The following is a 26,314-nucleotide window of genomic DNA, read 5'->3' on the forward strand; positions in this document are numbered from 1 at the left end:
CGCTACTTCTCCCAAATGCTCATGATCTGATCTGCAATTTCCAAGGGGGTGTGCTCGTTAGTGTCCAGAATTTTGTCTGCAAAACCTGCAAGCGAACGGGCGCTCTGCTCGTTCGGATGCAGTATGCTTCTTCGATACTCTTCGAGATCGCCTAAGCCACGGTCAACGTATCGCTGCTCCAGCAAAAACTCTGGCGCAACGATGTGCACGTGCCTCACATCATTTGCGAAACGGAGCCTGAATAACTCCACCTGCCTAGGCTTGCGGACTGCGTCCAACAGCCAACTATCTACGCCAGGCCGTGCTTCAAAGGCCGGGCTTGCAACAGACTCTATGAGCCAAGAGAAGTCAGTGGCTCTGTCGAGAGAGTCTCCGAGTTCTTGGAGGTGATAGCGATCAAGGGGCTCATTGCGGGCAGCCAACTGCGCCCGCAGAAAAGAGCCACTGCTGATCGGGACAAATCCGAGGATTTCTTGGAGTACGGCAGAAACTGACGTCTTACCACTGGCCATCGGGCCACTTAAAAGCAGAAGGCGCTTCACGTAACGACAATCCCTGTCTCGAAAATTCAATATATAGGTAAAGCGTAGCTGGCCTGGCTAAGATCGTGTGATTTTTGCTCGCGGGTCGAGCACTAAGCCATCGAGTGTTCTCAGCAGATTGCATACCGGTCATCAGCAAACGTTGTCCCTTGGTTGAAGCCCTCCAATGAGCTTGCCGCTACTCACGTTCATTGCGATGATGCGCCCCACTGTGACTGGCGTAACCTGGAAGGTGGTAAGCAAGGATGGCAATTCAAAAAGGTCGAGTCAGACCAGGAAAATGCAAAGTGGTGTTCTTCGATTTGGAGTTTTACGTTCCGGAGAAGAAGCGCACGGCATCGGGTTTCTGCTACAACCCTTGGGACAAGGATTGCAGGTTCATCGGCGGCTCATTTCTGGTTGCTAACCCTGAGCGGGATTTCAACATCGCAAAATCCGAAGTCCTTAAGAAGACCAAATCCTTTTGGCTCTGGGATCATGCGACAGAAAAGGAGATGCTTGAGCGTATCTATGCCTTGCTGAAAACTGCATGTGACCAGGTGAAAAACGCCCACGATGGTGCGGTGTCAGCAATTTTGTGCGGAATCGGAATTACCTCCTCTGACGTTCCGATTCTGTTCGAGCTGTTTAAGCGCTTTCACATCCTTTCAAATCAAGAAGCCTTCGCGTTTCAAAACAGTTTTCGGGTCGTAGACCTCTCCCAGCTCGTCATCGGGACGTTCAACAATCCAAGCAACCTTCTATATCCAAAATCCAAACATCACATTCTGAACAAATACATGTATGGGACGAAATTCGAACCGGGCAAAAGCGTCTGGCAGCTGTATGAAGCCAAGAGCCATGCTGAGATTCAGACCCGCGTACTGGATGAAGTCTATTCCACACATAAGTGCTATGAGTTGATTCAGTCAGATTTCGAGTCCTTCAAGAAGCTTGAGGCAAGGGAGAAGAGGCAGGAAAAACTTCTGAGCAAGGCCCGGGAAGCTGCGGATGAGCTTTCATCTGACGTTGAGGCTGCCGGGTGATGATGAGGACACTTACTCGCCGGCTGACCTCGACTATGGTGATGAAGCACGTCATCACAGTTCGCCCCTCCGGAACAAAGTAGAGACGACTCAAACAGGCATCAAAGTTTTGAGTGACTCACACCCAGATGATCCTGCCTTCGCGTACCCAAAAGTGGGATTTACAACCGCTCTTCAACCATACAGAGGGGTGCAGGGTTGGCCGTCCTTTCGTGTCGACCTTGCATGTCCATCGCGGCTCCATCTCTAGAGGCAGCAAGAGCTCGATGGTCTTACCGCATCCGCAAGGGCACCTGAATCCTACGCACCAATCCTCGATGCCATCCTTGACGAGCACAAAGTCCCGAAACGGCATCTTTGTCGGAAGCACATCCCCTTGAACCACCTGCAACCTTCGCACAGGAAGCAGGTAATTGATCCAACGAAAGAAACATTTTTTGATCGTACCTAGCATCAGAGATCACCGCCCAGATCAGCAATACCCAATAGCGGCTCAGTTGCACCCATGCCCAATCCGGAATCAGCTGTGCAAGGAAAGTCATTGTGCGAAGTGTACTCGTGCTCCCCTTCGCGGTACTTGATCAGCGTTCGAGCGTAGTTGCAGTTGGGCTCCTCCCGCATTGGGAATGCTCTGGCCAGGAATTCCATGACACCGGTAGACGCCGCCAGCATGTTCAATGAAATGACGGCTGGAGCTTCTTCATGAATACCTTGCAGATACCCAAGCTGCAACTGCTGCTCATAACCCACAGGGTTGGCAGCACGCAGAGTTTCAGCCCGCAGTGAATCACCGGTATAGACCTCACGATCCGCAAGCGAAGCACCGCCTGGTTTTACGTAGTCGACACGACCGTAAACGCCTGCGATCACCACCCCTACAGATTCTACCTTCATCGTTGGAATGAGCACGCCCACGTCGAAAAGTGCCATCAGAAAGCGGCTTGCAAGCCTGTCAGCAATCATCCTGCCATAGTGCGTATCGACACAGCAGAACAGGACGTCCGCGTCAGCAGCGGCAAGAACAGCGTCCCGCGTTCCCGCCGAGCTCGGGACGGGATAAGCGATGCCGGTACCCCGTACACGCCCAATGGCGTCGGCGAACATGTCTACCTTGAATACGGAAGCCTCGGCGTCATCTGTTGTGCTGTTCAGTATTCTGTTGAGGTTTCGCGACTCAACTCGATCATGGTCAATCAGGATGATCTCGCCGAACCCTAATCGCGACAGTTGTTCTGCGACGACAGAGCCCGTACCTGAAACTCCAATTACCGCCACGCTCAGCTTCGATAGCACATCCGTCATTTCGCCGGTGAACGCCATCGGTGTTCTGGACTTACCATCGACGACTGCATGATCATGACCGCCGGTTACGTTGGGGAACAGCCGGATGTCGTCTCCGATCACCGAGACTAGTTCGACTGCTTTCGCGGGCTTCAGGTCGTCATAAAGTCGAGCCGTGATCGTCCCATCCGGGATCATGACAGCCGAACCGTGAATCACTTCGACGCCGGCGAAGAGTGACCGCATAGTGATCCGGTCACTCTCGTCGTCCAGTTCCGAGAAGCCTAAGAATCCACCCGGATGGGAGTGAACGAGCATGATGCTCGACTGCAGAGCTTCACTCGCCGTTATCGCTTGCTCAAGGTATTCGCCAGGCCAGCGCAAAAAATCTTGCCGTCTTTCGCATCCCTCGTGAGGCACCAGAATCACGGTGTTCGCAATCAACTTTGTACGCTTACCCTCGTGTCGAGTGCACAGAACAATTGCCGCTGCTTCAAGGCCGTCCCCCGGGAACAAATGTCCCCGGAGTTCGGCGTGCAGGGCTTCGGTCATAACGAACGTCGCCCCGGTTTTCATTGGCCGATCTCCTTGTAAATGCAGCCTTCAACCAGTGCCATCTGAGAAATAACGTTATCGGCTTGGGGACTCCATGGCGTTACGGTGCGATGGCGCGACCATCCCTGAAATGCGTGACCATCGATCTGGGCGCTCAGACACAAATTGGGAATGGCTACTCCCGAGGTCAACATCACGTGGGGGTAGATGTAAAAGCTGTCCAATGGCTCAGCCGGATAACCAGCCGGCACCTGCAGAGCGAGCTGTACCTTCCGATGGTTATACCCAGCTGGCAATTCGTAATCATGGATCAGCAGATAACGCTGTCCATCTGTACCCAGGCACGTTTCCCAGCCCAATCCCAGCCGATTGAGATACTCCACGTCGATAGGCAGCAGCTTAAAGACACCGCGAGGAGCGGCAACAGCTTCGCCGTTACCAACGTCCTTGGGGGAGAACCGCAGCTTTTCGATACCCGGGGTACGCAGATCGATAGTTTGATCAAGGGTTGCGACCGGCGAGTGATGACCTTCAACCGTGAGGGTGATCTTCCATTCAAGCGACAGATCGAGCCCTGCGCGCGTTGCGGCTTCACGCACCGTCACCTCATATTTATCAAACTCGAACAACACCCCCTGCACCTTGAGCTTCCAGATGGCTTTGCGCGTAACGAAGCGCTCGATACCCTCCTCACCCAGATTGATCACTTGCTCATCAGCTATCTCACGATCAGGTTCGTCTTCGAGTTGCTGCACCAAACGCATGCTGTTCGGGATTTGCGCCAAACTGCGAATGGTCTGCCCGTTGGTGATCGCGCAGGGCCACTCGTAACGCTGCCCGTCTACAGCATAGAAGTAGGTACGGTCGGACTCGGCGACGATGAAGCGACGAGACGTTTGCGCTAGGTCGACGACTTCGTCAGGACGGATGTCCTCAAGAACACCCGAGGGAAGCGCCTGCAAGACAATCGCCATTTGATCCGGGGTGAAACCACCCGCACGTGCGATTTGCATACCGATCGGGGAATGATCGGCGAGCGGCACAGATTTGAATTCCAAATCCAGACCAGCGATGAAAATTTGATTTTTAAGGATTTCGTTCATAACAGTATCTCCTCGCGCTCATTTGAGGGCGCGAATAGGTGCCCTGACGGGCGATGTGATTTGTCAGAGCACCGAGCAGCCTTGACTGGTCGATGGCGCATGAAGATACTGAACCTGTGCTTGCATTCTTCTATGCACTTGCTGGGGCGCAATTGCAGTTGCGTATCCCAGCGCCTCTTCTCTGATAGCGGTAACGCGCTTCTTTTAGTCTTCGCTAGGTGATCCCCCTTTCGCTTCCAAACCGCTAGTCGCGGCATTCACCTGTTGCACTCAAAACACCTAGTCTGGTTCCTGACGATCAGCTGCTAGCTAAAGCCGCAGAGAGCTGCTTAGCGCGGGCAATCCAGTGAACCATTGGGCTCAATGTTTTCCACCACCGAACGGGGAAGTACTTTCATACCGAACGATGGGTAGACTTTGCTCCTAGTCCGACCACCCTGTCAACAGGGTTTTATTTGTTCGGTACAGTGGTACACTCGCAGAACGAATCGGGAGGTAATCACATTGGCATCCAGCCTTGGCATGAAAATCGGCGCCAGAAGGCGAGAACTGGGTATATCCTTGGATCGACTGGCAGAGCTCACCGAATCCAGCAAAAGCTACCTCTGGGAGCTTGAGAATCGGGATAAACCCAACCCTTCGCTAGACAAGGTCACCAGGATCGCGCTTGCTCTGAATATCACCACTGAAATGCTACTGGGCAGCTCTTCTGAAGACCCACAGACAGAGACTGACAGCGCTTTTTTCAGGAAGTATCAGGAGCTCGACGACGATGATAAAAAGCGGCTTCGTAAAATCGTGGACGATTGGTGGGAGAACTGATGGTGAGCAAGAGCCCGAAAAGCGAAGCGAACAAAATCACCACTGTTATTCGTACACTCGGGTTCGACCAATTTCCTATCAACGTTCGGGAGGTGGCGCTTGAGTATTCCAGCGCCATATGCCCGCAAGCGCCTATCGTAGCGATCAAGCCGGTGGCGATTCCAAGCTTTGAGGGGATGTTGAAACGCAGCCCCAAAGGCGACCAATGGATCATCGGCGTCAACGAAGACGCGGCATCATCTGGCCGAATCAACTTCACCATCGCGCATGAATTCGCTCACTACATTCTGCACCGTGATCTGCAGCAAGATTTTCGCTGTGCACAGAAGGACATGCACACATGGGACGCTTTAGGTAAAAAAATCGAAGTGGAGGCAGACGTCTTCGCTTCTTATCTACTGATGCCTGCTGATGATTTTCGCAAACAGATTGATGGTCATGACCTTTCGATTGATCTGCTCAGGCATTGCGCAAACCGCTACGATGTATCGCTCACCGCTGCGGCGTTGAAATGGCGAGAAATTGCGCCCGGACGTACAGTCGTACTCGCGGCCAAAGACGGCTACCTGGATTGGTCGTCCTCGAATGAACGTGCGTTCAAGTCCGGAGCGTATCTGGCCACTGCCAAGCAAACAATCGAGGTGCCGGCGGCATCGGTGCTTTCAGGTGCAGTAAGATCAGCCACTGGTGAAACAGCTCGTCTTGATGCCAGGGTATGGTTCCCACGCGAGCCAGAAGGCCTTGAGATAAAAGAGCACGCCTTTGTCGTCGAAGGCGATGGATTCGGGTACACGCTGGGGATATTGATACTGCCCGAACGAGATCGCGAAGAAAAAGGCGACGACGAGCTACTTGAACCGCTAACAGGTACCCCGAGTTTTCGGTGACTGCCCGCTAAAGGCGTTCGTGTCATTGCACTATCAACCAAAGTGCGCCGGATAAGATGCCGAATTCGCACCCTGCCGATGAGCAGCGCCTCCACGAAGGGACTTTCCATATCCAGCGAGCATCTTCGCCCCTCCTCGCCAGTTGTCGGAAAGCTGCAGGATGCCCTGACCCGTGGTGGTTATGCACCACGCTGATCCTTTCGGTATGACCCAAAAAGCTAGCCGCCTCCCCGCCCGATCACCACAACCACTTTGGCTAATGCGGTCTCAGCTATTGCTACAGGCGAGGCAATGGAGCTGCCATAGGACTCGCCTATAACGCCTCAAGCGACAACAACAGCTTTCTGATCTCTGCGAATTGGTCTTCCGCCAAGATGTCGTATTCCCCGACGCTGCTGAGCCGGTAGACATCCCGAGCCTTCTTGACCCGATCAAGCAGCGGAAGAATCTGGCTCGATGCAAGCTCCAGAAAATCGTTTATGTCAGCGCGTGTTCGAGGGATCTTGTACCCCTTCGTAGCGGAGGCGATGATTACATCGCAGTCCCGCAGTTTTGCGATCCCACTTGATCTGATCTTCTGATCGCCCAGCCCAGGGAAGCCTCTGTCGGCCAGGTGCTTGGCGATGTCTTCAGTGGAGACATACTCGTCGCTGACAAATTCGCTTCGAAAGCGCAGGTAATCCAAGATGCAGAGTGGTAGCCGCTCCTCTTCGCTTGGATGCTCGCCAATCTTGGCGAGAAACAAATCTGCCTGCTTCAACGCTTGCTGGTGTACTCGATAGTCCGCATACGCAGACTCGCTCATTGGTGGAGGCAGGAAAGGCTGAAATTTGGGTGGCCACTCCAGCAGCCCCAAGGTGCTGTTACGTAGGATATTCTTGTAGACCTCCACCACCTCGTTCGAGGCCTTGCCTTCGTGGATATGAGCCACAGTGCCGGCGAAAAAATCAGCCACCTGGATCAATACATCGCTCTTGCTGCTCTTGGTTTGAAACGCCGAGTCCCCGAATAGGTCATTGGCGTACCGCGCTGCAACGTAATCCCGCAAGCTCTCTTGGAATTCCGGCCCGCCGTGCTCGTCGACGGTCATATGGAGATCTTGGCAATGATTGAACAGGCGTTCGTACAAGAGGTTATTCACGCTTTTGATGAAGGACTGCTTGAATTGGTGCCCACCGTCCTTGTACACACGCCTTTTGTCTACAACCGTGAAATAAAGCTTTAGGGGCAGCTCAGCAAGATCGACAAGGATCTTCCGGCGACGATCAGAATCCTTTGCTTTGAGCTTGCTGGATTTGATCTCGCCCGTCTGAAAGTGTTGTGCCCGTAGAGCCTCCGCAAGCTCATAGGCTCGGGGAAGATCTTTTTCGGTGATGATGATCGAGCAGATCACGAAGAAGCTTGAGCTTCCCGATTTCGACGTATCCAGGTCGTGATTGCCTGACTCGTCAACGAATGCGAACGTCCTTCCCACACACCTACTCCATCAGTCAAAGCGCTCAGCGCAGCTCTGAGCATACTACCTGAGTTCCAGACGCCAACAGTCATACGCTCCGGGGCCCTGTAAGACCAAGACCCTCTACATAGAGCGTCATTCGCGCAGTCCTTGATCTGCCCTCGTAACAAAATGATACCCTCCTTACGACCTGAAATAGGGCTGAATCGCTCGTTGGCGAGTGTCGCAAAAAACGACACCCACACTCGGCACTCGTCCTCGTCGAAAGAAAATGGAGATTTACCGCAAGTGGATGCTAAAGATTCCAGCTCGCCAGTTGATGAGCTACCAGAGCCATCCCTACCGAATGGCATCTTGTCCCGGATGACCAACCTGATTCTCGATGCGGCAGGTATATGCCAATTATCCGCCTGGAGAGCTGGCCGATCCGCCGGACGCCATGAAGGCTATCGGGAGGGGTGGAAAGCTGGGCAGATTTCGGGCGTTTCGACTGGGGACGAAGCAGGACACTCCCGGGGGCTTCACGAGGGGCATGAGTCTGGGCATGAGAAAGGTCGAGCAGTGGGGTATGACGAGGGCCGCGCGGAGGGTCTTGAAACTGGCTATAAAGCTGGATTCGATGAAGGAAAACTGATCATTGAACTGCAGCCCGGGCCAGCTCCGAAGATTGATGCCCCGGGTATCAGGGAGGACGTGCTTTTCAAAAATTGGCGCTTCCCGATAACAGAAGAACTGGAACAGAAGATTCGATCAGACGTAGAAGCCAGGCTACCGAATCAGCCTCCCTCAGCGGATCAGTGGAAGATGATCCTCTCCAGGACGCCTACCACGTCAGTTGTTGCCGGCGCTGGCAGCGGCAAATCTACGACGATGGTATTGCGGCTCTTGGTCTTGCGGCACTACCTAGGCATTGATTTCTCCAACCTCACAGTAGTGACCTTTACGGTCGAGTCCAAGAAAGACTTTGCGAACAAGATCAGAGAGGTTTTTAAGCTTTGGGGCTATGACATATCCCATGATGACTCACTGAAAATTGTCCGCACCTTCCACTCGCGGATCCTTTCGTTCGCTCGCTGCCTTCCTGGGATGGCGAGCGTGCAGCCGTTCGAGTTTTTAGAAAAGGATGGGAGCGCGAAGGAAAAAGGCTCGGTGTTCCAGGTGAAAATGGGTGAGCCCCAGCTTGAGCTGATGAATAAATGCTATATGCGGCTGTACGACAATAATCCCGAATTCAAGGCGTTGATCGGCAAACTGTATCGCCACGCATTAGCGATGGAGAAGGTCAATGCAGACAGCCCCGAAGCGTTGAAAGCCCAACGACAAGCTCGTGACCTCGCGAAAGCGGACGAAGACATCTGCGATACCTTGGAGAGGCTATGGCGTGGTGCCGGTAAATGGCCGATCGACGGGATTGAGCCTTCGCGCAAGGTAATTCAATTGCTCGGGCACGATTTCCAAGTCAACGGATACATCCCGGAGCTTGATGCTTTCGTTATTCTTGGAGTGGACAAGTCAGAGTCCCAAGATTTGAAGGCAAAGGAAGGACGGTTTCCTTACCTGAATACGGATGTCAAAAACAAACGAATCCTCTTTCAGGCGCATTGTTCCCGCCCTGTAATCTATCTCAAAAGCTACGTCGACTCAGCCAGCTCCATCGAGGCGATCAAGAGTCTAGTGAACACCTGCCCTAAATTCACCTACAAGATCGAAGGTGACATTTCTCCTCAGTACATCACTGAAGCTTTCTACAGCGCTGCGTCGTACATGGAAAATCTGGGCTTGGACGTCTTCGAAGCCATCCGGGCGATGCGCTTGCCGAAGGGCGACGTGGATCGAGATTTCTTCCATGCGTTGGCGATCTACTGGAATGATTTTACCCGCATGCTGTTCAACATGACCCCGCCGGTAATGACGTTCAATACCATGTTCGCCATCTTCAGCGAGCGTAAGCCGCACAATCTCAAAGCGCTCTCACCGGGCGTGCTAAAACCCATGACGACTCTGCTTGTTGACGAGTTTCAGGATGTCGGTGCCAACACGATATCGTGGATTCGTGCGACGTTCGCCGAGATCGAAAGGCGCAATTTGACAGTCCCCACCAACGGTTCACCAGCCTACGCTTCGCTTATGGCAGTAGGTGATGACTGGCAAAGTATCTACGGCTGGCGAGGTAGCTCTCCTCACTACCTCATCGATTTCGACAAGGTGTTCGAGTCGCCTGAGCCAAATCAGGTGCTTATGCAAGAGAACCATCGATCCCATCAGATGGTGATTGATGCAGCAGAGGAAATTGTGAAACGCACCCTTGGAGGCGTTCCCAACAAGCAAGGGGTTGCGAAAAACAATTCCGTATTGGGGCACCAAGTGCCAGTTGAAGTCCGGGAACTGAACTGGAAGCAAATCGCTGCTGACGTTGAAAGACATTACCTCGCCGGAGACTCCATACTCGTCTTGACACGCTCAAACTCAGTGAAGGATGAGGCACGCGACGAACTTGAGGAGTTGCTTGATAGGGCATGGATGGAGAAACGCTCCAGCCAGATAAAATTCCTTACCTACCATTCAGCCAAGGGTCTCCAAGCAAAGGCTGTATTTCTACTCGGTGACTGTGACCTGAAGACTTCCTCGCCCTCAAAGAACGACCTATACGCGCAGGCGGGTCTAAATCGGGTAGGAGACCCGTGTGGATATGACACTGCGCAGGGCGAGGAAGCACTCCGTACGGCATATGTAGCGATCACCCGCGCCATCACGTACTGCTACTGGTATCTGGATGATGAGTCGAGACCGGCAATTCAGAGGGCCAGCCGACATATCCAGTCGGCACAGCCGTATTGGAATGTAGTGAAGGCGCCTGTCCCTGCGTCCAAGCCGTGAAAGGTAGAATGCCCCACCCCAGGTAGTCAGGAGATGTGTGCCGGCAAGCTTTTGAGTACGCGCCAGTTCATTCCGAATTGGCCTCCTGGCAGCGTGAGCCCCAACACAACGCAACAAGCCTGATTTCTTTCACCGATCAGACCCTTGCCCAGGCGGAGGTTTGCGCTCAAATCGAGCTGGACGCCTGCCACAATGCCCGGCGCCCATATATTCCTTGTGACGCCACCAGCTCCACCGTAGCAACGCTTTAGACTGTCTCCAACGCCTCTAGGACGAACGCTTGCTCAGGATGCATTCGCCCGACTTATGAACTTAACCATGTCGTCAAGCTCGCGCGAAAACCCCCAGAGCATGTCTTCTGGCGTCAGGCCCTCCAACGTGAGAGCTGCCCTCATCATTGCCACCTTGTTGGCCTCTCCCCATAAGCTTTTGCCATGAACATGAATTTGCTCGACGCCGTCTTTGACTTTCAATGAGGTGACACCGGCGCTCTCAAAAAAAGCGTGCAGGGCCTGGTGAAAAGGCTGGTATTGCCCGCACATGAAATCATCAACTGGCAGAGTTGCTTCATGATCTGCGTATCCCTGCCAGCACGAAGACGCTGCGTGGAGCAACGCTTTAGGTGGGAGATAGTTTTCAATCTCGCGCCCTTTGGTAACGCAAAATAGGGCGGAGTCCGGCCTGCTGCCATTCAGTCGATCCACCTCAGCTTTTACCGCCCTTGCGCCGGGCTTCAAATACTCACAGTCATTATCGACCACTACCCCATCAAGATCTGAGTCGATGGCGATGATGATGTTGCGGCAGATACTGAGTGCATCAAAGGCCAACTCGCGGTGCTCATCATCCGCAACGCCAAGGTACGAAATCAGCCCACCCCCATAATGCATGATTGTGTAATGAAACCCCTCCTCCAGATCTAGTCCCTGGAATGCATGCTTAAGCCAGTGTCGGTAGAACACGAGCTCCGTAGGGCCTTCAACCCAAAGCACGACATTTGCAGTGAAAAGGGTACGAGCAGGTTGCACGCCTAGTGCCTCTAGCAGAAGGAAGCCATCCTTGCGACTGGTCACCTCTCGAACTTGAAGAGTCGTATTCTCTGCGTCCTCCTCGTAGGAAGAATCGCACCTGTAAATTTTGCTATCGACCGCGAAAATAGGAGCAAACTCTAGCGCATGTGTAGCAATCAGAAATTGCCGTGGATCTTGTTGAATGAGATCCAGGATTCTGATTCGACGAGTCGGGTGCAATCCATTCTCGGGCTCGTCCCAAATTACGAAATCTGTATAGTTAAGAAAATGAGTCAGACCAAAGTATGCCAGTGAGACACGGGTGCCGGACGATGCCCTGCGGTAGTCCACTCCATCAATGGATAAGCATTTCTCGCCATCAACCTCATGAAAATCTACCTCATGCTGCAGAAGGTGGTTCAACGCAGCATGAGCGGCACGGAATTTTTTCTTCTCGGCTGGTTTACCAGACTGCTGCTCACACATCCGATTAATGAAGTCTGGAATGACGCCCTCTAGGTTCTTGGCCGAATCCACCCAAACCGCTGCTGGGAAACGGGTGTTGCTCAGGGCTTCATCCAGAAGCTTTCGGTTGACCTCCTCCGTCACAGTGCCCGGCTTTATGATCTCGCATTGCATCGCCACCTCAAGATCAATTAGGTACTTCTCGTGCGCTTGCCGGAGACGGTCGAGCTCCAGCCTGACACCTTGGTTACTTTGATTCTGATTGAGTTGAGCCTGTGCTTCGTCTATACGTTCCTCGGTCTGCTGTATAGCATTCTGCAAATTCTCGATTATCTCAATTTTCTTAGCAGATACAACATGGACTTCTGACTCGGATTTAATAGACTCAATAAAAAAATCAGTATCATCGCATTTAATTCTTAAATGCAAAGTATCTGAAACTATCTCAAGCAAGTCAGACATGGCATTGGCGAGAGTTCGATCTTGATCCTGAAACACCATGTCAACTGAAGTGAACATCAGCCAGTTCGGAACATCACCAATCTCACCGCATATGGTCTTGCGAGACAAAATCTCAAGCGCCAGTTTCACCACTAACAACGCAGTGGTTTTCCCAGCCCCATTGGGGCCGACAAAAACATTCACCTTTTCAAAATCCAAGCACAGCGTTTCTACACCCGGCAACCCATGAAATACAGCACTCCGAAGCCTCATTTATACTCCACGAATATTTAGATTAAACTATCAAGCACTGATCAAGAAACTCGCAAACAATTCGGACTGAGTCTTGATGTTCAATTTGCTATAGATATGCCGGCGATGCGTCTTCACGGTATCAACCGAGATCGCCAAGCGGTCGGCGATTCCCTTGCTCGAATGGCCACTGAGCATCAGTTGGCAGATATCGAACTCCCGAGCGGTCAGCGCTGCCCGCAATCCATCAAGGCCATCTGTCGCTGGTATCTCCACCCGCTCCTGAGCTTCATACGCAACGCGCTGACGCATCAAGGAGATGACCCATGGCTGGATCATGGCCAAAGCCCTCATTTCCTCGTCCGTGTAACTCCGATGCGAACCGAATGACAGGCACACCAACCGCTTGCTGTCCAGCTGACAGTTGAACTGGACTTCATCAGCAACGATGTTGAGGTGGAAGTAGCGCTGATAGTACTCCGTCTCTTCAAAACAGTCGGGGGCTACATCTCGCAGCTGTATCAGCCCGCTGCGGGGAGTCTCGCAGTTTACGCCGTAGAACGGGTCAATCAGATAAATGCCTTTCAGGTAATCCTGAAACAGCGGGTCAGGCCCGCCGCCTGGCGCAGAGGACTCGGCCAAAAGATGAGGCCTCCCCTCCTGGAAGAGCAACGCCACCCAGTTGTCGAAATGAAGTACGTCGGAGATCCGCCCAACAACCGCTTGCCAAAATCCTGGGCGGTCAATGCTGTCTATCAGAAGACCGACTGAGCGATGCCATGCGATTTCTGGAAACGAGGGGGTCATTGTCACTCCTTGGGATTACCCACCACGTGTGATTACCGTCATGGTAAGGGCAGCCCATAATAGCCCAGCGTGAAGGCGTTTAGCCCGTTCAGAGTGCTTGGAGATTTGGAATGAAAGTCGAGTTGGCTCAGATAAAAGGTCGAGATGGCGACACCGCATACAACTTGACCAGGGCATTGGAGGTGATCGCTACCTGCGCGGTCGATACCGACCTGCTGATCCTCCCGGAAACCTACATCACCGGGTTTCCGACCAAGGACAACATCGCCAACCTAGCTGAGCCTTTGAATGGCCCAAGCATTCAAAGACTGCACGCTGCCGCCAAGGCTCGAAACATCTCTGTCGCCGTAGGGTTCGCTGAAGTGTGTGATGGCCGCTACTTCAATACCACGGTACTGATTACACCTGAGGACGGGGTCGCATTGCACTACCGCAAAACCCAGCTTTGGTCTGGTGAGCGGGATGTGTTCGAGCCTGAGGCTCGGCCATTGGGTACGGCTAGCTGCTCTAGTCGAAAGTCAAAAAAAGGAAAGGTGACCCAGTTTCCTGAACACGAAAAAAAGCTATGTTGCCCCAAAGATCTCAGCCCCCTAGCTGCCAAGCGCGCGTACGATTCGGTAGGACAAAACTGCCGGTGCATGCTTAGAATCGCGCCCGAATAGCACTCAATCCGTGAAGGAAATCATATGCCCGAGAGAGTCTTGGATTGGCGCAACCGCCAAGCTTGGTTGCGCCAAATCCGATCGTGTTCAAAGACCCTTTTAACGCCTGAGCTGATTGCCGTATTGGAACGCGAGCGTCCCAAATGTTGGTCGGACGTCATGGATTGGTTGCCTGATCACGACAGAGTCGTTCCAGAATTTCATGCACGAATGTCCTCGTTCTACACCCACGTCAAGGCTTTCCATGGCTGCCGTCCGGATTCCCTGTCGTCCTACTATGCAGATGGGCTGAAGGGCCAGAATGCCGAAGCCATCATTCAAAGGTTTCGATTGTTGTTCTCTGATGTTCCCCTCCTCGACCTGGAGCAGGCCATTCAGGAAATGACGCATCGCGAGTCTAGCGAGAAGGGCAAGGTATGGCTTTCAGGCGATGATCGCGAAATGCTTAAAGACTTTGGCCACTACATCATCAACGGTAGCGAGTACCTGCTGGCCTTGGCAGCAAACCTCGGAACAGGGGGCTATGGCGCAGAGGACTATCGACTCAGGCTGCGCACCATTGGCATTCCAACCATTCTGGAAGTCGATATTCCTATGGAGTTGGTTCCGCCGCTCCAACAGCTAGCGGTTGCCAAAATGATCCTGTCAGAGTGGGGACAACTTCGGACAAAAAAACCTCTGGGCATGTCATCGGCTCCCTGCTACGTGGTGCGCTCAGATATCCCTAGCGAGTGCATCAAAGCGCACTATCATCCAGCCAAGATAAAAGACTTCCACCACTACGTGCCTACTTACGTTAACAAGACCGTGCGCTGCGAGCACTGCCCCCCAATCGACTTATAGGATGGGGTCTACAGCAGCACTTCTGTTAGCCGAGAAAGCTGAGCTGAACCTAGGCCAATTACCCGCCCAGCAGGTACTGGCTATTCTGTTGCAGCTCTTGGATGGAGCCTGCGACCCCATCCAGTGCTGGCTCTGCAGAGCCGTCATCGTTTAGTTGGGAGCTGAACCTTCCGGCAAGTGGTAGCGCGTGGCCAAAGCAGCAATCTCCTCAACGGTGATTATCTCGCCCGACCTGGGATTAGCAACGGTGTCAAAGATCGCATGGATCACAGCTTCCACATCAGGGATCTCCATTTGAATGTTGCGACAAAAGGCCAATCGGGCACGTTGCCCCTTCTTGATTTGCCGCACCAAGATTTCCCATCGGTGATCGTCTGGAATGATCGCCGCTTTCATTTGAGAGGGAACCGTTTCCCGCTCGCCTGGATGCATAGGGCGTAACCGGTGAGATCTATCTGGGTGGCTCTCAAACCAATTGGCGTCGTCCGTTTTCCAAGGCGTGTCGGTCAAGGAAATCCCTTGGACAGGGCCCGTGAGCCCAGCGCGGCGTTTGGTGCTTTCGACGATTTCCTCTAACCCGCCAATGCCCGACTGTAGGCGCCTAGAAGCTTCGAGTGCATCGGCGACTGGTTGCCCTCCCGAGTTACCTTTCATTTGGCCTAATACATCCCTGATGGCATCGGTGTTTTGATTGATATAGACCCCGGAGCCCATGACGACGTCGAGCTGGTCTTGACAACACTCACCCGCCAATGCCGCGCGTCCATCCGACAACACTCCACCAAAAGTACGGGAGTTGTGTTGAAGTGGCTTACGGCAGATCCCGCAATTGTCACCGGCCTTCTTCAAGACCTTTGGAAACTCTTTCTCGTACCTACGGCGCTCTGATCGGTTCATTCCTTGGAAACCTCGTGATTGGACGAAGGGGACGCTTGCGCCGCATGCTCGCGGCGTTCTGAATGCTCTGCAATTGGGGCCACCGGGCGGTGCGTTTCAGACTATCGGGGCTCTGATCAGGGTACGCTGCGTATCTAACGACCTTGAATTCGTCAGAATATTAGTCATAGATCTCGCCTCATACCAACGCGAGAGCTTTGCAGTCACTAAGGAGCTTTGATGAAACGCAATTGAGTAAGCGACGCAGACTCACTGCGGCAATTCGAAGCCTTGGTTGTTGGTGGCAGCCCATCCATACCCGAAGGACTTGAAGACCCACGCCCCTGCCGCCCGGCTCTTCTCCATGTACAGGCTCGGTTTCAGACGCTGACTCAGGAAGCCCGCGACGCTGCTCATCGTCCGCCCGCCAGAGCTAGGATTTGGCACATAGATGTTCGCGTCGCCATATGCTTGAGGTACGAGACCCCGATTTCGAACTGCTGGATTTTTAGCGACTGGCCCGCCCTAAACGCTAAACGGCGCTTTGCTAAACGCAAAAAAGATAATACTGTATGCACATACAGTATTATTTTGGAAATGTTTATGGACGCCAGCCAGATTGCTGAATCCCTGGCGCAATGGAAAACCAGCCTCGATGCTCGCGCGGCTTGGCAAAACCCCGGAGCCCAATACCGCTACCTGGTGCGTTACGCCGACAAGCTGGCGGCATGCAACGCCATCGACCCGCTGGAGCGATTCGACATGGTCGAAATGGCGCTCGCCGCGTTTTGCCATTTTGTTGAAGAGAAGCCAGAGGAATGGCGGCACCCGGCGTCCGAGTATGATGTTTACAACGATGCGGGCGCTCAGGTCGGAAGCCTGCAAGGGAGCAGATACTTCCTGCACGGTGCAACTGTACGACCCGACCCGATGGGGTTTTTCGCACACATCCAGGAGAAAGACGGCGAGAGTTTGCTCACGACCCGCACTTACGCGCCTTACGGCGTGCTACGCGATCGATACATTCACACCCATACCGGTCAACGCCTGACGCTGGTGGAAACAGCTCGAATGATCAACGGCAAGTGGCGAGTCCGTATTGATGACCCGGATACGTACCGAGGTGTAGTGGATGCCTCCCAAGTGGCGTTGGAGCAAGGCAACACGGCGGCCTACGTTGACCTGTGGGAGAAGGAGCATTTCTCGATATTCACTCAATGTTCGCGGTGCTGCGACCGCTTCGACCTGCGGGAAGATTGCACGGGGTGCGAAGGACGCGGCTTCATCGAAGATCTGCAATGTCCGAGTAGGCTTCCGTCATCGGCGATCGCCAGAAAGAGCCAAGCACCTGACCTTCAGGTGCCGAAAAACCATGAACCTGCACCGTACTGACCGCTCTAAAATCTGTATCGATGGACACATCTCAGGCAAGCCTTTGGGCTGGCCAACAGGATGCAGGAAACACAGGGGGTACCGATGGGCCTGACAATGATCTTATTCACCATGATCGCAGCCTGGGTGGTCGCGGCGATGGCAATGCTATGGGGAGTGCTGCGCATCGCACGTCGTCACTATCCCATTGCCCAGGCAGATATCGACATGTCTAGACCGAGCAAGACTTCCCACCTTTCAGCTGCAAGTTGACGTCGAAATGGCTCACAGCAGCGTCCACCGCCTATGAACCCTACAACCCCTGACGGTCGTTATTTGGTCGTAAAAGGGCAACTGTGGCGCTGCTCCAATCCCTTGTTGAACAGCGATGAACGCCAACGACTCGTGAGTGAGTTGATGAGCGCGCGGCGAGCCGTGAGGGCGGCGAAGGCGTCAGGTGATCCAGGAGAAATGGAGCTTACGCGATCAGGCGTTCAGGCCGCGAAAGTGGCGCTTGGCGAGCGTGGCCCTGTCTGGTGGGACGATGGCAGCCCGGACTTCAATCGACACCGGGTGGAAAACTCACCCTATGCATACTGGTATCGCTCGCTGCCTCATTGATCGGTTTCCGACGGTGCGTGAAGTTGCTCTTGAGCAACCCGACGCTGCTTCAACTGATCGAGCATCCAATCTTGAGCGTCATCCAGCTCGCGCATCATTGCGTCAAACTCATGGGCTGTGAGTGGCCCTGGCGTGTTGTCGTGCATCACATGTCTCCGATGATCACCCGTAGGAACGATATACCCCGGCAAGGCCCTACAAGCCCAGGTCACCCGCGAAGTAGCTGTCGCCGATCTCATCACTCCAACCTGCCGTCTGCATCAGCTGCCATTGCAGATGCCGCCTCAGATGAGTTCGTAGATGCGATCGGACGACAATGAAGCCTTGGCCACTCCAAGCGCTCTCTGCGATGCCCTGCGTCTCCAGAGCCCCCTGCAGCGCATCAAACCCCGGTACTCCGATGGTAGATGCATGCACTCGGGTTGGGTCATCTAAACCGGGCTGACGCTTGAAAGTGGCGATTCCCTGTTCCACCAGGTTCTGCAATCGCACACCAAAGACGTGTGCGGCTGTTCCCCACACGCGGCCTTCGAAATCAATATCCACAAAACCTCATCTGCCAGAGCAGCACACTGTTGTCCGACACCGTTACAAATACAGACACACCTGTGGCGCTTTTCAAGAGCAATCTATTTGAATCCAAATGAAAAGCAGCGGCCTAACGGCCAAGGAGCGATTCCCCTATGCCCCCTGCCCTGCCACCCGACTTTTTCCTGCTTCGATACCTCGGATCGAAAAAACAACAGCTAAGAGCCAACACCCTCAAAAGTCGGGCAGATGGAGGAGGAGTCGGTGGGTTCGAGAGAGCTGCTTTTTCCTTGCCCTCAAATAATAATACTCCGTCTCGTTTAAAAACTTTCAAGTGGGGGGGGTGAATGTAAACGAGCCCTGTCCGACAGACGGTAGCTGAATTGGCTATTTGGCAATTGTGTTGAGTACGCCAAAGGCCCCGAATCTATTGGCTTAGAAGCAGACTACCGGCCAAAAAGCGCCTTAACGACTCCCGTCGCTGAGATCCGAGTTTGGCCGGGCTCTTTCCTGCCCAATTGCGAGTTTAAGGTTACTACGGGCTGCCCAGCTCAAGCACCCTAATTCCTTCGTTTCATGCTTGGTTCCGGCGTTGTTTGATCCGATGATAAGCTTTGGCGCAGGCCTTCCTGCATGCTGCCAGCTATGGATACGGAGCGACTTCTTGAAATTCTCCCATCGCAACGGTTTTGATCCGAATCGCCAGCAAGGCCCGATCGTGGAGGACGCTCCGCCATGGTTACGAGATGAGTTCCAAATTTCAATTCTCTCTAAACTGACCTACGTGGACTTGGACAGTCGGCAAAAAAACAAGGAGATGTTGCCTCTGGGCATCAAAAGCCTGAACGAACGGCTATGCATAGAGACGCAACGTCAGATGGATGACAGTGACTGGGACACCTGGACGTGTGCCGACGGCCTTGCGTACACCCTTAAGCATTGTGAGTGGTACCAGTTCTACGATTGCGTGGAAGTGGTAGGAGAGCAGCTGAAATCCGTCGAACCGTCCTATAAGGGCGCTTCGGGCACCATTGATGTGGCAGCTTTTAGCTTTGCCGCGTACCGCAAAAAAGTGAATGACGTCTTCACCAAGCACAATGTGGGATGGCGCCTGAACAGCAAGAGCCAGCTGGAATCTGCGCTCCCCAAGGATCTGGCCGACCGAATGGATAGCGTCGAGGCGGAACTCGATAAATTTGAAGCCGCACGGGAACACTTTGGCAAGGCCAAGCGGTATGCGTTGGGCACACACCGGGATTGCGAAAACTCGATCAAGGAATCGGTGAGCGCTTTTGAGAGCGTGGGCAAGGTTCTGCATGATCGAACTGCAACGCTTGGGGACGTCCTCAGCCGCATGAAAAAAGAAGGTTCAGTGCCCCCAATGCTCGTGAGTGTCATGGAGAAGTTCTACGCGTATGCAAACGCAGAACCTGGCGTAAGGCATGGCGGAGTTCAGAAGCCCAAATCGGGAGACATGGACGCGGAATTAGCGTTGCACCTCAGCGGGGCTTTCATACGCTACATCATTGAAGTGCAAAGCCAAGAAATCAATGAGAATGGTGGCTCGGTTGAGGGGGCGCAGTAGGCAGCTGAACTGTGTTGAAGATTTGATCGCGGGGCTTTTCGGAAGGCCGTGGCGCTAACGGCTGCCCTGCCCCTGATCGGAGCTGACATTTTGTGGAGCAGCCTAGCCGGGCGTCCACACTCTAAGTCACGCCACCCTCAATCCTGATCGATGACCAGTCGGGCAAACTGCGTGAGATCTCGGATCTTCCCTGCACGTGTTCGACTCAACAGAATGCCCATAATGCCGACCATCCGGGGGCCATCCCTGTCACACCTCGGCGAATCTCCGATCATGTACACGCGACCCATTTCGACCCCGAAACCATCACCAGGCTCTACTCCCATCTGGTTGCAAGTAGACAGATAGATTTTAGGGTCGGGCTTCATGATCGCCTGCTCGTAGCTAAACGCGTATCCATCCATCATGGGAAACAGCTCTCTAACAACCCGGCCAAACGGAGCTGCGAGGTTTGAGCAGATCCCCAGCTGGCACCCCGATTTCTGCAGCATCTCGATCGCCTCCAAAGCCTCGGGATACGGTCTGATCGACGACAGTTCGAGTTCCAGTGCACGGTTCAACTCCTGACGAACCGTGGAACAGAGAGTAATGCCGAGATGAGCGGCGAACTCATCTAGCGGTAAGTCCATCGTCATCGCGCAACCAATTGTGTTCGGCCCCAAAATGCGCCCTTGCCGGCGACCTTCGCGAAAGAGTTGGAGATACGGATTCGTCCGCTGGCCGATCTGCAGAATTGTCCCAAACGCATCAAAGATTACTCCACCGACCATTGCCCTCTCCTTCTCTGGCATCACTTACCTGGATCGTGCGATCCGCCATGCTCGCGCTACGGAATTCACCTCAATTGCGCTCTCAACGAATACCCACTGAGGTGCCAACCTCGCGTTCAATGTCGCAAAAGACACTTTCCAGAATGGCATGGTGACCCGAGTCTTTAAGGGCTTGAACCAGAGCCACAAGCGCATGCCCCTGGGCCACGGACATCTGAATATCGCAGTGAACTACACTTGAGCTGCGGCTCAATGCAGCAATGCCTTTACCCTGGTCGTGAAAGTCGACTGTCCAAGATTTGTCGATGATTCCTTCCGGAATGGCATTGATGGCTTCGAGAGCAGCAGGCCGTCGAAAGCCTTTCCCAAAGAGTATGTAGATCGTGTCTTCAGTCTCAAAAATACCGCGCCCGTCGTAAGAAATCGCGTAACCGCTTCTGACGGACGCGCCTTTGTCGACCCGCCCAAAGCTATCGAATCCGACGTCATGGGAGAAAAGCACCAGTGGCAACCTCGCTGGCCTAGAATCGCTCGGATCAACGTCAGCGGAGTCTTGAAGAGTGGCACTAGATTCGCTCTCAAGACCGCATTTGGCTGCTGCCACATCAAGTACGATCCACGAATACACTGCACAGTAGGGCTTCGAGGTGCGCGATCCGAGGGCTGACAAAATCGAAGAGTCGTTTATTGGAAGCCCTTCCAGTAATTCACCGCTGAGGTTCGACGGTGCCACACAATCTGGGATTGGCATAAAGCCCTCCTGCAGCATGGTTCGCGGTAGCAACGCCGCTCCACGGCGTATATCAATACATACATCACCAGGCTCATTGACCGATGCTTCAGTGCAGGCTGCCTAGCGGCTCTGAGCTGGTTAGCCGCAGTTTGCTCAATCCAGCGAAGGCGTTGCCACCCGCCTGAACCAAGAGGTAGCGACTGCCCGAAAACGTATGCGCAATAGTCCAGCCGTCCTCCTCTATCAGCCTCAAGATTTGGGACGTTCTGATCAAACGGCCATCTCCGAATCGATTACTCAGATCCATGTAAATGCGGCCTATGAGGCACGGGTAATCGATCTCGGGCTGCCAGAGCAAAGCACTGATCGGCGTTGCTAGCTTCACAGTAGCTGCCGCCAGCACCTGAGCTGGCCAATCAACCGCGATAGCCATCAGCAGCCTCCCCTGGCTTGGTCTCAGTCACAACGACGTAGTGGTCTGCGCCATCCAATGTTCTCAACAACTTGAAGCCTCCTATGGTCGAAACCAGGCGCACAGGTTGAGTTGCCACCGTCATGCCATCGGACGCTGCACCAGATCGGTCACAGAACACTGTCGCTGCGAAGCGATTGCCTACACAAGCTGCGTTGAACAGATAAGCGTCGACTAAAACGCCCCAGTTCTGGGCCATTGCCTGGACAACCTCGTCCGGCAGATTGTTTTTTTTCATCGCCTCAGCCCGGGTACGTGCGCACTCTGTTAAAGAGATAACGTTCGATTTCAAAGCCCATGCACTCATCACATCTCGATCTCAAAAGCGGGGTTGAACCCTGTCGATTCGCCGGGATAACCACGCGGGTTTGAAACAATGCGACAACCGGCCAGCTCGACGTCGACAAATTCATGAGTGTGACCAAAGACCCACAGATCTGCCTGTTCAATCAGTCGTGGCCAGTCGTTCGTGTACGCTGCGTTGAGGTGTCCATCATGCTTGCTCCCGACCACGAGTGACGACGGCGAATGGTGAGTAATGACGATCGTTTTACCTACGAACGGCCTTGCGAGCTCTTCGGTCAGCCAGCTTTTCGCCGCATGATTTCGGGCAATCAGATCTGCCGGCCTGAGCCGTCGATAACCTTCATCGATGCGAATGTAGCCGAAGTCGTTCATGCGCTCCCAGGCGACCCTCGAAGCTGCAACTTGGTCGCCGGTAGAGCTGAAATCTGTCCAGCCCGTTGTACCTAGAACCCTCACACCGTTGAGCACGACGAGATCGTTTTCAAGCACATGGACATGCGGTTCTGCCGCATCACGCATCTTTGTGAGCGTGCGATCGATATGCCCGTCATAGTATTCGTGGTTGCCGCACACATACGCGACTGGGCAAGTGAAATGCTCATTTGCCCATTTCACGCCTCTGCACTTTTTGTCGATGTCACCGCCCAGGATCACAAGGTCGATGCTCGGATCTAGCGCCGGCATATCGTAGCTGGCGAATTCGAGGTGCAAATCTGAGTAGATTCTCAGCTTCATCTAGGCTTCCAAAATCGTGCGATGTGTCAGAGGGTAAGAGACGCTGCAGCGATGCAGTTGACGGCTTGCTCGCAACGCGTGCTTAAATTCGATTTACGCAATAATTGAATTTGGCTGAGCAGGAATGTGGTCTCAAGAGGCCTCTACCGCCCTTACTCATTCGAAGCCGCTGGTTGGCACCGCTTCTGATAGAGCAGGAGGTGCTCGCGCCGACGTGCTCTTTTTTTTAAATATATAGATTTGAGTAAGCATTGGCAAACGCGGCATATCATTTCGTTTGCGCGAGAACACTGTGATGTCGCTACGCCAAGCGTTCGCTGCCGCTCTGAGATTCGTTAGGGCACACCACAAGCTTCTGCAGCAAGACGTGTCCAGCGGCGTCACACAGGCACGCATCAGCCAACTCGAATCCGGTAAGAACAGCGCAACATTGGAGACCACGCAGCAGGTCGCCCAGGCCATGCGTATGACGACCACGTCGTTCGTAGTAACGGTACTCGCCGCCAAGGATAGAACGACTCCCCGCCAGATTCTCAGCGAAGCGCTTGCCGAACTGGAAACTCTGGGACTGTTGGACGTGGACATCTCTGAGCACGTCCCAGATCCGAGCCATCCCGTTACTCAAAAGGCGGCAAATACCCGCGAGCAGGTTCAGAAGCTGAAGGCAGAGGGGCACAGGCATGTCGAGGTTGCCAGGATGCTTGGGTTGAGTAAGTCGACCGTGACCCGGCATTGGCGAGAAGAATGATTGGCGCCGATGCCTGGCGATCCTCCTACTACGTACTCAGCCAATGCCCTTGATCCGATTTTGAAAAGCGGCCCTCAAACTGCATGCGAAAGAGCTTAGGGAGACGAGTGCCTGGCCAATCATTCCAAGATCGACGCCTCTGACCCCTCCCGTGCAATTTCCATGGCCGGGCGCCCTGCCAGTTTCATCGCTGAATAGTCCTGAACTAAGATCACACGGCTAACGGTTTCGAAATCCGCTCGATAGAAACAGAGCCTTTCGAAGTTTGCATACATGGCTTTCGACATCGCCAACGCATGGCCGCAGGTCTCACCGGTCGTAAGGGCCGGTAGGTTCAACAGGATGGCGTCACGCAGAGCGATCGCAGCCCTGTCATCTTCATCAGTCGACGAGCGACCTGAATGGTATGGACGTGCTGCGCGAGCCTGCATCAACTCAGTGGCCTCGTCGTTGATCCGGGAGAGAGAGGCGTTGCCATTTTCTGAGAACGGGAAGTTATCGTCGTGCCGCATGTCGGTGTATACGCACACCGCTTCAAACATACCTTGCACATGGGCGTTGCTGATCACGCCACTGAAATCATTATCGAATTCGTACAGATGGTCGAGCTTCAACTGGGCAGCCTCAAGAAGCGCTCTCTCCCAAGGACTCGAAAATGCGGGTTGCTTATCCATGGCCTGACTCATCAAAAATACGGCGCGATGCTACTACATGACCGTGTAAATCGCTTCCTGATGCAATTGGTCAGCAGCTAGCTAGACTGAGGTCTTTGACTTCAAAGAGAGCGCTGAAATGACCGAGTCACCGTACGTTACCCACCGCGAGACCCTACTCGAAGGCAAGTACGGCACCGCCTATCTGCTCCAGCAGTTCATTCTCCATCAGTACGCCCCCTACAGGTACTCGTTCGAAATCGATGATCATCGCGGGGGGTTCGATAGCCGGCATTTGCAGATGTACCAGGATATGAAACAGTGCTTCTGGGAAAATGGTCGATCGTCTGATGGCTTCATGGAGCTCGCTGAGACTATCGAAACTAGATGCATCCGCCAGGCGGAAGCCAATCGGGATGAGCTTGTGCAGCTCAGGGAGATGCGACCGGAAGACTATCCGCATGACAATGGAACTGATCAACTGGAATCATACAAATCGGCAATCGTGCTTCGCGAGATGCATCACAAGAGATATGTCGAGAAGGGTTTTCTCGATGAGTAACCGCGCAGGCAGCATGGACGGTGGGATGGCACTGAGCTATCGTTCAGCACCGCGCTACGTAGGCATTGGGGAGTGGACGGGCTGACGATAGCTCATCGAAACTACCCCTACCTTCGTTGTCATGTCGAATTCTGCTCAGAACGGACTCCCATGATTTATCAATGCAACGGATGCAACAGAACCACATTTGAAACCGCATGCCCTTGGTGCAACAGCTCTCAGATCTCTCAGACAGCAGAACTGCGTGGACAGCACCTGACGCCTCTCGACCCGTCCTTCTACCCTGATTTCCAGTACCAGTCCAAAGGGCTCATCATGGATTTCCTGGGCAAGAAAAAAGAGCAGGCACAACTCAACGACCTGCTCAACAACGTGTTGGGAAAGTACGCGCAGCTCAAGCAGCCCTACTTCACGAACTTCATTCATACCACCAGAGAAACTACGTCTGGAGCTACTGATGTCGGCGTACCTGGCCCTAGGATGGATGGTGCATACACGGAGCGGGAGCTGTTTCGAGAAGTGCTGATCCGTAAAGGCTTCGATGAACTTGAGGGCTTGCCATCGCTGCTGGATAAGCTGCTGCTGACCACCGCATTCAACTCGACCTACGCGGGCTTCTCTAGAGAGCTCAGCCGGCACATCAGGGCCGACCTCAATGAAACCCTCCGGTCTTGGATCGACGAGGCAGGAACGACATTTCGCTCAGACCTGGCCCTCTTCTACTACTACCTGTGGGAGAACGATATTTCCTATCCAGGCATGCAATTCAACCCCCAGGCGAACGCGTCGGCAGGCGCTGCGCTGATGACTCTGCCAGCATTTCGCAGCGGGCTGAGCCTGTGCGAAGCCATCTACTTCGACATATTGGTCGAACGTCTCGGTAGCCAGCTTGAGCACTTCAATCCGAACCGGTTTATCACCATGTACCTCGTGGACGCGATGGACGGTTTTCAGTTCGAGGCGTTCCTGGTCGAGATCTTCCAAACCATTGGTTTCGATGTGAAAGAAACCAAAAAGACCGCTGACCAAGGTGCTGATCTGTTCGTGAGTCGGTTCGGTAAAAACATGGTCATCCAGGCGAAGAACTACACCGGCTCGGTGGGCAATGCTGCTGTCCAGCAGGCGATCTCGGCCAAGGCGTTCTATGGCTGTGATGAGGCCATGGTAGTCACCAATTCGTACTACACGAAATCAGCCAAAGAGCTTGCCTCTACAGCCGGCGTGAGGCTCATTGATCGGGAAGGACTCCAGAGCTATCTAGACGACTACAACCAGAAGCTGATTGAGGTTTTCCAGGCCGAGACTGAAGAAGAACATTCCGCCTAA

At 53.7% G+C, this 26,314-nt stretch carries 29 protein-coding genes; 12 read left to right on the plus strand and 17 right to left on the minus strand.

The genetic code is table 11. From position 1 onward, the window contains the following. Positions 1-2: 2 nt before the first annotated feature. Positions 3-542 (minus strand): hypothetical protein, encoded by a 540-nt coding sequence (locus ACP7B3_RS06740; RefSeq protein ID WP_426178473.1) that lies wholly within the window; start codon positions 540-542, stop codon positions 3-5. 779 nt (positions 543-1,321) lie between these two features. On the opposite strand from ACP7B3_RS06740, the gene ACP7B3_RS06745 reads away from it, so the two are divergent. After that, on the plus strand, positions 1,322-1,567 hold the full coding sequence (locus ACP7B3_RS06745; RefSeq protein WP_426178647.1) for a hypothetical protein: 246 nt from the start codon (positions 1,322-1,324) through the stop codon (positions 1,565-1,567). A gap of 118 nt (positions 1,568-1,685) precedes the next feature. Here ACP7B3_RS06745 and ACP7B3_RS06750 read toward each other — a convergent pair whose 3' ends face one another. From ACP7B3_RS06750 to ACP7B3_RS06760, 3 genes are read right to left on the minus strand one after another with little or no spacing between them, the layout of a single operon-like run. Then, positions 1,686-2,021, minus strand: a complete 336-nt coding sequence (locus ACP7B3_RS06750) for a DUF6527 family protein (protein WP_426178474.1) — start codon at positions 2,019-2,021, stop codon at positions 1,686-1,688. Then, complete coding sequence (locus ACP7B3_RS06755; protein ID WP_426178475.1) at positions 2,021-3,424, minus strand: ThiF family adenylyltransferase; 1,404 nt, start codon at positions 3,422-3,424, stop codon at positions 2,021-2,023. The genes ACP7B3_RS06750 and ACP7B3_RS06755 overlap by 1 nt, the downstream gene beginning before the upstream one ends. Beyond that, entirely contained in the window at positions 3,421-4,506 is a 1,086-nt protein-coding gene (locus ACP7B3_RS06760; RefSeq protein WP_426178476.1) for a multiubiquitin domain-containing protein, read from the minus strand. Before ACP7B3_RS06760 ends, ACP7B3_RS06755 begins: the two co-directional genes overlap by 4 nt. A gap of 504 nt (positions 4,507-5,010) precedes the next feature. On the opposite strand from ACP7B3_RS06760, the gene ACP7B3_RS06765 reads away from it, so the two are divergent. Both ACP7B3_RS06765 and ACP7B3_RS06770 read left to right on the plus strand, forming a co-directional pair. Then, positions 5,011-5,328 (plus strand): helix-turn-helix domain-containing protein, encoded by a 318-nt coding sequence (locus tag ACP7B3_RS06765; RefSeq protein ID WP_057402470.1) that lies wholly within the window; start codon positions 5,011-5,013, stop codon positions 5,326-5,328. After that, positions 5,316-6,215, plus strand: a complete 900-nt coding sequence (locus tag ACP7B3_RS06770; protein ID WP_426178477.1) for an ImmA/IrrE family metallo-endopeptidase — start codon at positions 5,316-5,318, stop codon at positions 6,213-6,215. Before ACP7B3_RS06765 ends, ACP7B3_RS06770 begins: the two co-directional genes overlap by 13 nt. A 313-nt stretch (positions 6,216-6,528) precedes the next feature. Here the strand turns inward: ACP7B3_RS06770 and ACP7B3_RS06775 are convergent, their stop codons facing one another. Then, complete coding sequence (locus ACP7B3_RS06775) at positions 6,529-7,689, minus strand: DUF3800 domain-containing protein (RefSeq protein WP_426178478.1); 1,161 nt, start codon at positions 7,687-7,689, stop codon at positions 6,529-6,531. Between the two features lie 345 nt (positions 7,690-8,034). On the opposite strand from ACP7B3_RS06775, the gene ACP7B3_RS06780 reads away from it, so the two are divergent. Further along, entirely contained in the window at positions 8,035-10,548 is a 2,514-nt protein-coding gene (locus ACP7B3_RS06780; protein ID WP_426178479.1) for a UvrD-helicase domain-containing protein, read from the plus strand. A 284-nt stretch (positions 10,549-10,832) separates the two neighbouring features. On the opposite strand, the gene ACP7B3_RS06785 is transcribed toward ACP7B3_RS06780, so the two are convergent. Continuing rightward, positions 10,833-12,683, minus strand: coding sequence for an AAA family ATPase (locus ACP7B3_RS06785; protein WP_426178480.1), 1,851 nt, complete (start codon positions 12,681-12,683; stop codon positions 10,833-10,835). An 84-nt stretch (positions 12,684-12,767) separates the two neighbouring features. After that, the gene (locus ACP7B3_RS06790) at positions 12,768-13,523 is read right to left on the minus strand and encodes a response regulator transcription factor (RefSeq protein ID WP_426178481.1); all 756 of its coding nucleotides are present in this window, start codon (positions 13,521-13,523) and stop codon (positions 12,768-12,770) included. Positions 13,524-13,633: 110 nt separating this feature from the next. Between ACP7B3_RS06790 and ACP7B3_RS06795 the strand changes: the two genes are divergently transcribed. Both ACP7B3_RS06795 and ACP7B3_RS06800 read left to right on the plus strand, forming a co-directional pair. Further along, positions 13,634-14,185, plus strand: a complete 552-nt coding sequence (locus tag ACP7B3_RS06795; protein ID WP_426178482.1) for a nitrilase-related carbon-nitrogen hydrolase — start codon at positions 13,634-13,636, stop codon at positions 14,183-14,185. A 24-nt stretch (positions 14,186-14,209) separates the two neighbouring features. After that, a complete protein-coding gene (locus tag ACP7B3_RS06800; protein ID WP_426178483.1) occupies positions 14,210-15,028 on the plus strand; it encodes a hypothetical protein in 819 nt (272 codons plus the stop codon). Positions 15,029-15,178: 150 nt separating this feature from the next. Here the strand turns inward: ACP7B3_RS06800 and ACP7B3_RS06805 are convergent, their stop codons facing one another. Together ACP7B3_RS06805 and ACP7B3_RS06810 are read right to left on the minus strand one after the other, a co-directional pair. Then, positions 15,179-15,925 (minus strand): hypothetical protein, encoded by a 747-nt coding sequence (locus ACP7B3_RS06805; protein WP_426178484.1) that lies wholly within the window; start codon positions 15,923-15,925, stop codon positions 15,179-15,181. 249 nt (positions 15,926-16,174) lie between these two features. Beyond that, complete coding sequence (locus ACP7B3_RS06810; RefSeq protein ID WP_426178485.1) at positions 16,175-16,321, minus strand: hypothetical protein; 147 nt, start codon at positions 16,319-16,321, stop codon at positions 16,175-16,177. 186 nt (positions 16,322-16,507) lie between these two features. Here ACP7B3_RS06810 and ACP7B3_RS06815 point away from each other — a divergent pair, with 186 nt between their 5' ends. Together ACP7B3_RS06815 and ACP7B3_RS06820 are read left to right on the plus strand one after the other, a co-directional pair. Next, entirely contained in the window at positions 16,508-17,296 is a 789-nt protein-coding gene (locus ACP7B3_RS06815; RefSeq protein ID WP_426178486.1) for a hypothetical protein, read from the plus strand. Positions 17,297-17,581: 285 nt separating this feature from the next. Further along, entirely contained in the window at positions 17,582-17,896 is a 315-nt protein-coding gene (locus ACP7B3_RS06820; protein WP_426178487.1) for a hypothetical protein, read from the plus strand. On the opposite strand, the gene ACP7B3_RS06825 is transcribed toward ACP7B3_RS06820, so the two are convergent. Both ACP7B3_RS06825 and ACP7B3_RS06830 read right to left on the minus strand, forming a co-directional pair. Continuing rightward, entirely contained in the window at positions 17,890-18,042 is a 153-nt protein-coding gene (locus tag ACP7B3_RS06825) for a hypothetical protein (protein ID WP_426178488.1), read from the minus strand. The genes ACP7B3_RS06820 and ACP7B3_RS06825 overlap by 7 nt on opposite strands. A 49-nt stretch (positions 18,043-18,091) precedes the next feature. Continuing rightward, the gene (locus ACP7B3_RS06830; RefSeq protein WP_426178489.1) at positions 18,092-18,442 is read right to left on the minus strand and encodes a hypothetical protein; all 351 of its coding nucleotides are present in this window, start codon (positions 18,440-18,442) and stop codon (positions 18,092-18,094) included. 646 nt (positions 18,443-19,088) lie between these two features. Between ACP7B3_RS06830 and ACP7B3_RS06835 the strand changes: the two genes are divergently transcribed. Continuing rightward, on the plus strand, positions 19,089-20,009 hold the full coding sequence (locus tag ACP7B3_RS06835; RefSeq protein WP_426178490.1) for an AbiJ-NTD4 domain-containing protein: 921 nt from the start codon (positions 19,089-19,091) through the stop codon (positions 20,007-20,009). A gap of 137 nt (positions 20,010-20,146) precedes the next feature. Here the strand turns inward: ACP7B3_RS06835 and ACP7B3_RS06840 are convergent, their stop codons facing one another. The 5 genes from ACP7B3_RS06840 to ACP7B3_RS06860 all read right to left on the minus strand — a co-directional run bounded on the left by ACP7B3_RS06840 (position 20,147) and on the right by ACP7B3_RS06860 (position 23,025). Next, entirely contained in the window at positions 20,147-20,779 is a 633-nt protein-coding gene (locus ACP7B3_RS06840; RefSeq protein WP_426178491.1) for an HAD family hydrolase, read from the minus strand. 82 nt (positions 20,780-20,861) lie between these two features. After that, positions 20,862-21,530, minus strand: a complete 669-nt coding sequence (locus tag ACP7B3_RS06845; RefSeq protein WP_426178492.1) for a DUF6957 family protein — start codon at positions 21,528-21,530, stop codon at positions 20,862-20,864. Between the two features lie 88 nt (positions 21,531-21,618). Then, positions 21,619-21,945 carry a hypothetical protein gene (locus tag ACP7B3_RS06850; RefSeq protein WP_426178493.1) on the minus strand — a complete coding sequence of 109 codons (327 nt, stop codon included), beginning with the start codon at positions 21,943-21,945 and terminating at the stop codon, positions 21,619-21,621. Next, positions 21,929-22,291: a hypothetical protein gene (locus tag ACP7B3_RS06855; RefSeq protein WP_426178494.1), complete on the minus strand. Its 363-nt coding sequence runs from the start codon at positions 22,289-22,291 to the stop codon at positions 21,929-21,931. Before ACP7B3_RS06855 ends, ACP7B3_RS06850 begins: the two co-directional genes overlap by 17 nt. Continuing rightward, complete coding sequence (locus tag ACP7B3_RS06860) at positions 22,291-23,025, minus strand: metallophosphoesterase (RefSeq protein WP_426178495.1); 735 nt, start codon at positions 23,023-23,025, stop codon at positions 22,291-22,293. Before ACP7B3_RS06860 ends, ACP7B3_RS06855 begins: the two co-directional genes overlap by 1 nt. Positions 23,026-23,392: 367 nt before the next feature. On the opposite strand from ACP7B3_RS06860, the gene ACP7B3_RS06865 reads away from it, so the two are divergent. Next, on the plus strand, positions 23,393-23,773 hold the full coding sequence (locus ACP7B3_RS06865; protein WP_426178496.1) for a helix-turn-helix domain-containing protein: 381 nt from the start codon (positions 23,393-23,395) through the stop codon (positions 23,771-23,773). Positions 23,774-23,892: 119 nt separating this feature from the next. Here the strand turns inward: ACP7B3_RS06865 and ACP7B3_RS06870 are convergent, their stop codons facing one another. Further along, positions 23,893-24,447 carry a hypothetical protein gene (locus tag ACP7B3_RS06870; RefSeq protein ID WP_426178497.1) on the minus strand — a complete coding sequence of 185 codons (555 nt, stop codon included), beginning with the start codon at positions 24,445-24,447 and terminating at the stop codon, positions 23,893-23,895. Between the two features lie 118 nt (positions 24,448-24,565). Here ACP7B3_RS06870 and ACP7B3_RS06875 point away from each other — a divergent pair, with 118 nt between their 5' ends. After that, positions 24,566-24,988: a hypothetical protein gene (locus ACP7B3_RS06875; RefSeq protein WP_426178498.1), complete on the plus strand. Its 423-nt coding sequence runs from the start codon at positions 24,566-24,568 to the stop codon at positions 24,986-24,988. 150 nt (positions 24,989-25,138) lie between these two features. Then, the gene (locus tag ACP7B3_RS06880) at positions 25,139-26,314 is read left to right on the plus strand and encodes a restriction endonuclease (protein WP_426178499.1); all 1,176 of its coding nucleotides are present in this window, start codon (positions 25,139-25,141) and stop codon (positions 26,312-26,314) included.

Origin of the sequence: Pseudomonas sp. TWRC1-2 (genome assembly GCF_049896685.1) — a bacterium.
In the GTDB taxonomy this organism is placed as follows: domain Bacteria; phylum Pseudomonadota; class Gammaproteobacteria; order Pseudomonadales; family Pseudomonadaceae; genus Aquipseudomonas.

Bases quoted from the DNA above. Each gene is read 5' to 3' on its own strand.
- ACP7B3_RS06795 (WP_426178482.1), top strand. From the start codon at position 13,634: ATGAAAGTCGAGTTGGCTCAGATAAAAGGTCGAGATGGCGACACCGCA.
- ACP7B3_RS06845 (WP_426178492.1), bottom strand. From the start codon at position 21,530: ATGCCAATCCCAGATTGTGTGGCACCGTCGAACCTCAGCGGTGAATTA.
- ACP7B3_RS06840 (WP_426178491.1), bottom strand. From the start codon at position 20,779: ATGGTCGGTGGAGTAATCTTTGATGCGTTTGGGACAATTCTGCAGATC.
- ACP7B3_RS06790 (WP_426178481.1), bottom strand. From the start codon at position 13,523: ATGACCCCCTCGTTTCCAGAAATCGCATGGCATCGCTCAGTCGGTCTT.
- ACP7B3_RS06870 (WP_426178497.1), bottom strand. From the start codon at position 24,447: ATGGATAAGCAACCCGCATTTTCGAGTCCTTGGGAGAGAGCGCTTCTT.
- ACP7B3_RS06875 (WP_426178498.1), top strand. From the start codon at position 24,566: ATGACCGAGTCACCGTACGTTACCCACCGCGAGACCCTACTCGAAGGC.
- ACP7B3_RS06855 (WP_426178494.1), bottom strand. From the start codon at position 22,291: ATGAGTGCATGGGCTTTGAAATCGAACGTTATCTCTTTAACAGAGTGC.
- ACP7B3_RS06755 (WP_426178475.1), bottom strand. From the start codon at position 3,424: ATGAAAACCGGGGCGACGTTCGTTATGACCGAAGCCCTGCACGCCGAA.
- ACP7B3_RS06815 (WP_426178486.1), top strand. From the start codon at position 16,508: ATGGACGCCAGCCAGATTGCTGAATCCCTGGCGCAATGGAAAACCAGC.
- ACP7B3_RS06745 (WP_426178647.1), top strand. From the start codon at position 1,322: ATGTATGGGACGAAATTCGAACCGGGCAAAAGCGTCTGGCAGCTGTAT.
- ACP7B3_RS06800 (WP_426178483.1), top strand. From the start codon at position 14,210: ATGCCCGAGAGAGTCTTGGATTGGCGCAACCGCCAAGCTTGGTTGCGC.
- ACP7B3_RS06850 (WP_426178493.1), bottom strand. From the start codon at position 21,945: ATGGCTATCGCGGTTGATTGGCCAGCTCAGGTGCTGGCGGCAGCTACT.
- ACP7B3_RS06820 (WP_426178487.1), top strand. From the start codon at position 17,582: ATGAACCCTACAACCCCTGACGGTCGTTATTTGGTCGTAAAAGGGCAA.
- ACP7B3_RS06750 (WP_426178474.1), bottom strand. From the start codon at position 2,021: ATGCTAGGTACGATCAAAAAATGTTTCTTTCGTTGGATCAATTACCTG.
- ACP7B3_RS06805 (WP_426178484.1), bottom strand. From the start codon at position 15,925: ATGAACCGATCAGAGCGCCGTAGGTACGAGAAAGAGTTTCCAAAGGTC.
- ACP7B3_RS06760 (WP_426178476.1), bottom strand. From the start codon at position 4,506: ATGAACGAAATCCTTAAAAATCAAATTTTCATCGCTGGTCTGGATTTG.
- ACP7B3_RS06810 (WP_426178485.1), bottom strand. From the start codon at position 16,321: ATGAGCAGCGTCGCGGGCTTCCTGAGTCAGCGTCTGAAACCGAGCCTG.
- ACP7B3_RS06860 (WP_426178495.1), bottom strand. From the start codon at position 23,025: ATGAAGCTGAGAATCTACTCAGATTTGCACCTCGAATTCGCCAGCTAC.
- ACP7B3_RS06780 (WP_426178479.1), top strand. From the start codon at position 8,035: ATGACCAACCTGATTCTCGATGCGGCAGGTATATGCCAATTATCCGCC.
- ACP7B3_RS06880 (WP_426178499.1), top strand. From the start codon at position 25,139: ATGATTTATCAATGCAACGGATGCAACAGAACCACATTTGAAACCGCA.
- ACP7B3_RS06825 (WP_426178488.1), bottom strand. From the start codon at position 18,042: ATGCACGACAACACGCCAGGGCCACTCACAGCCCATGAGTTTGACGCA.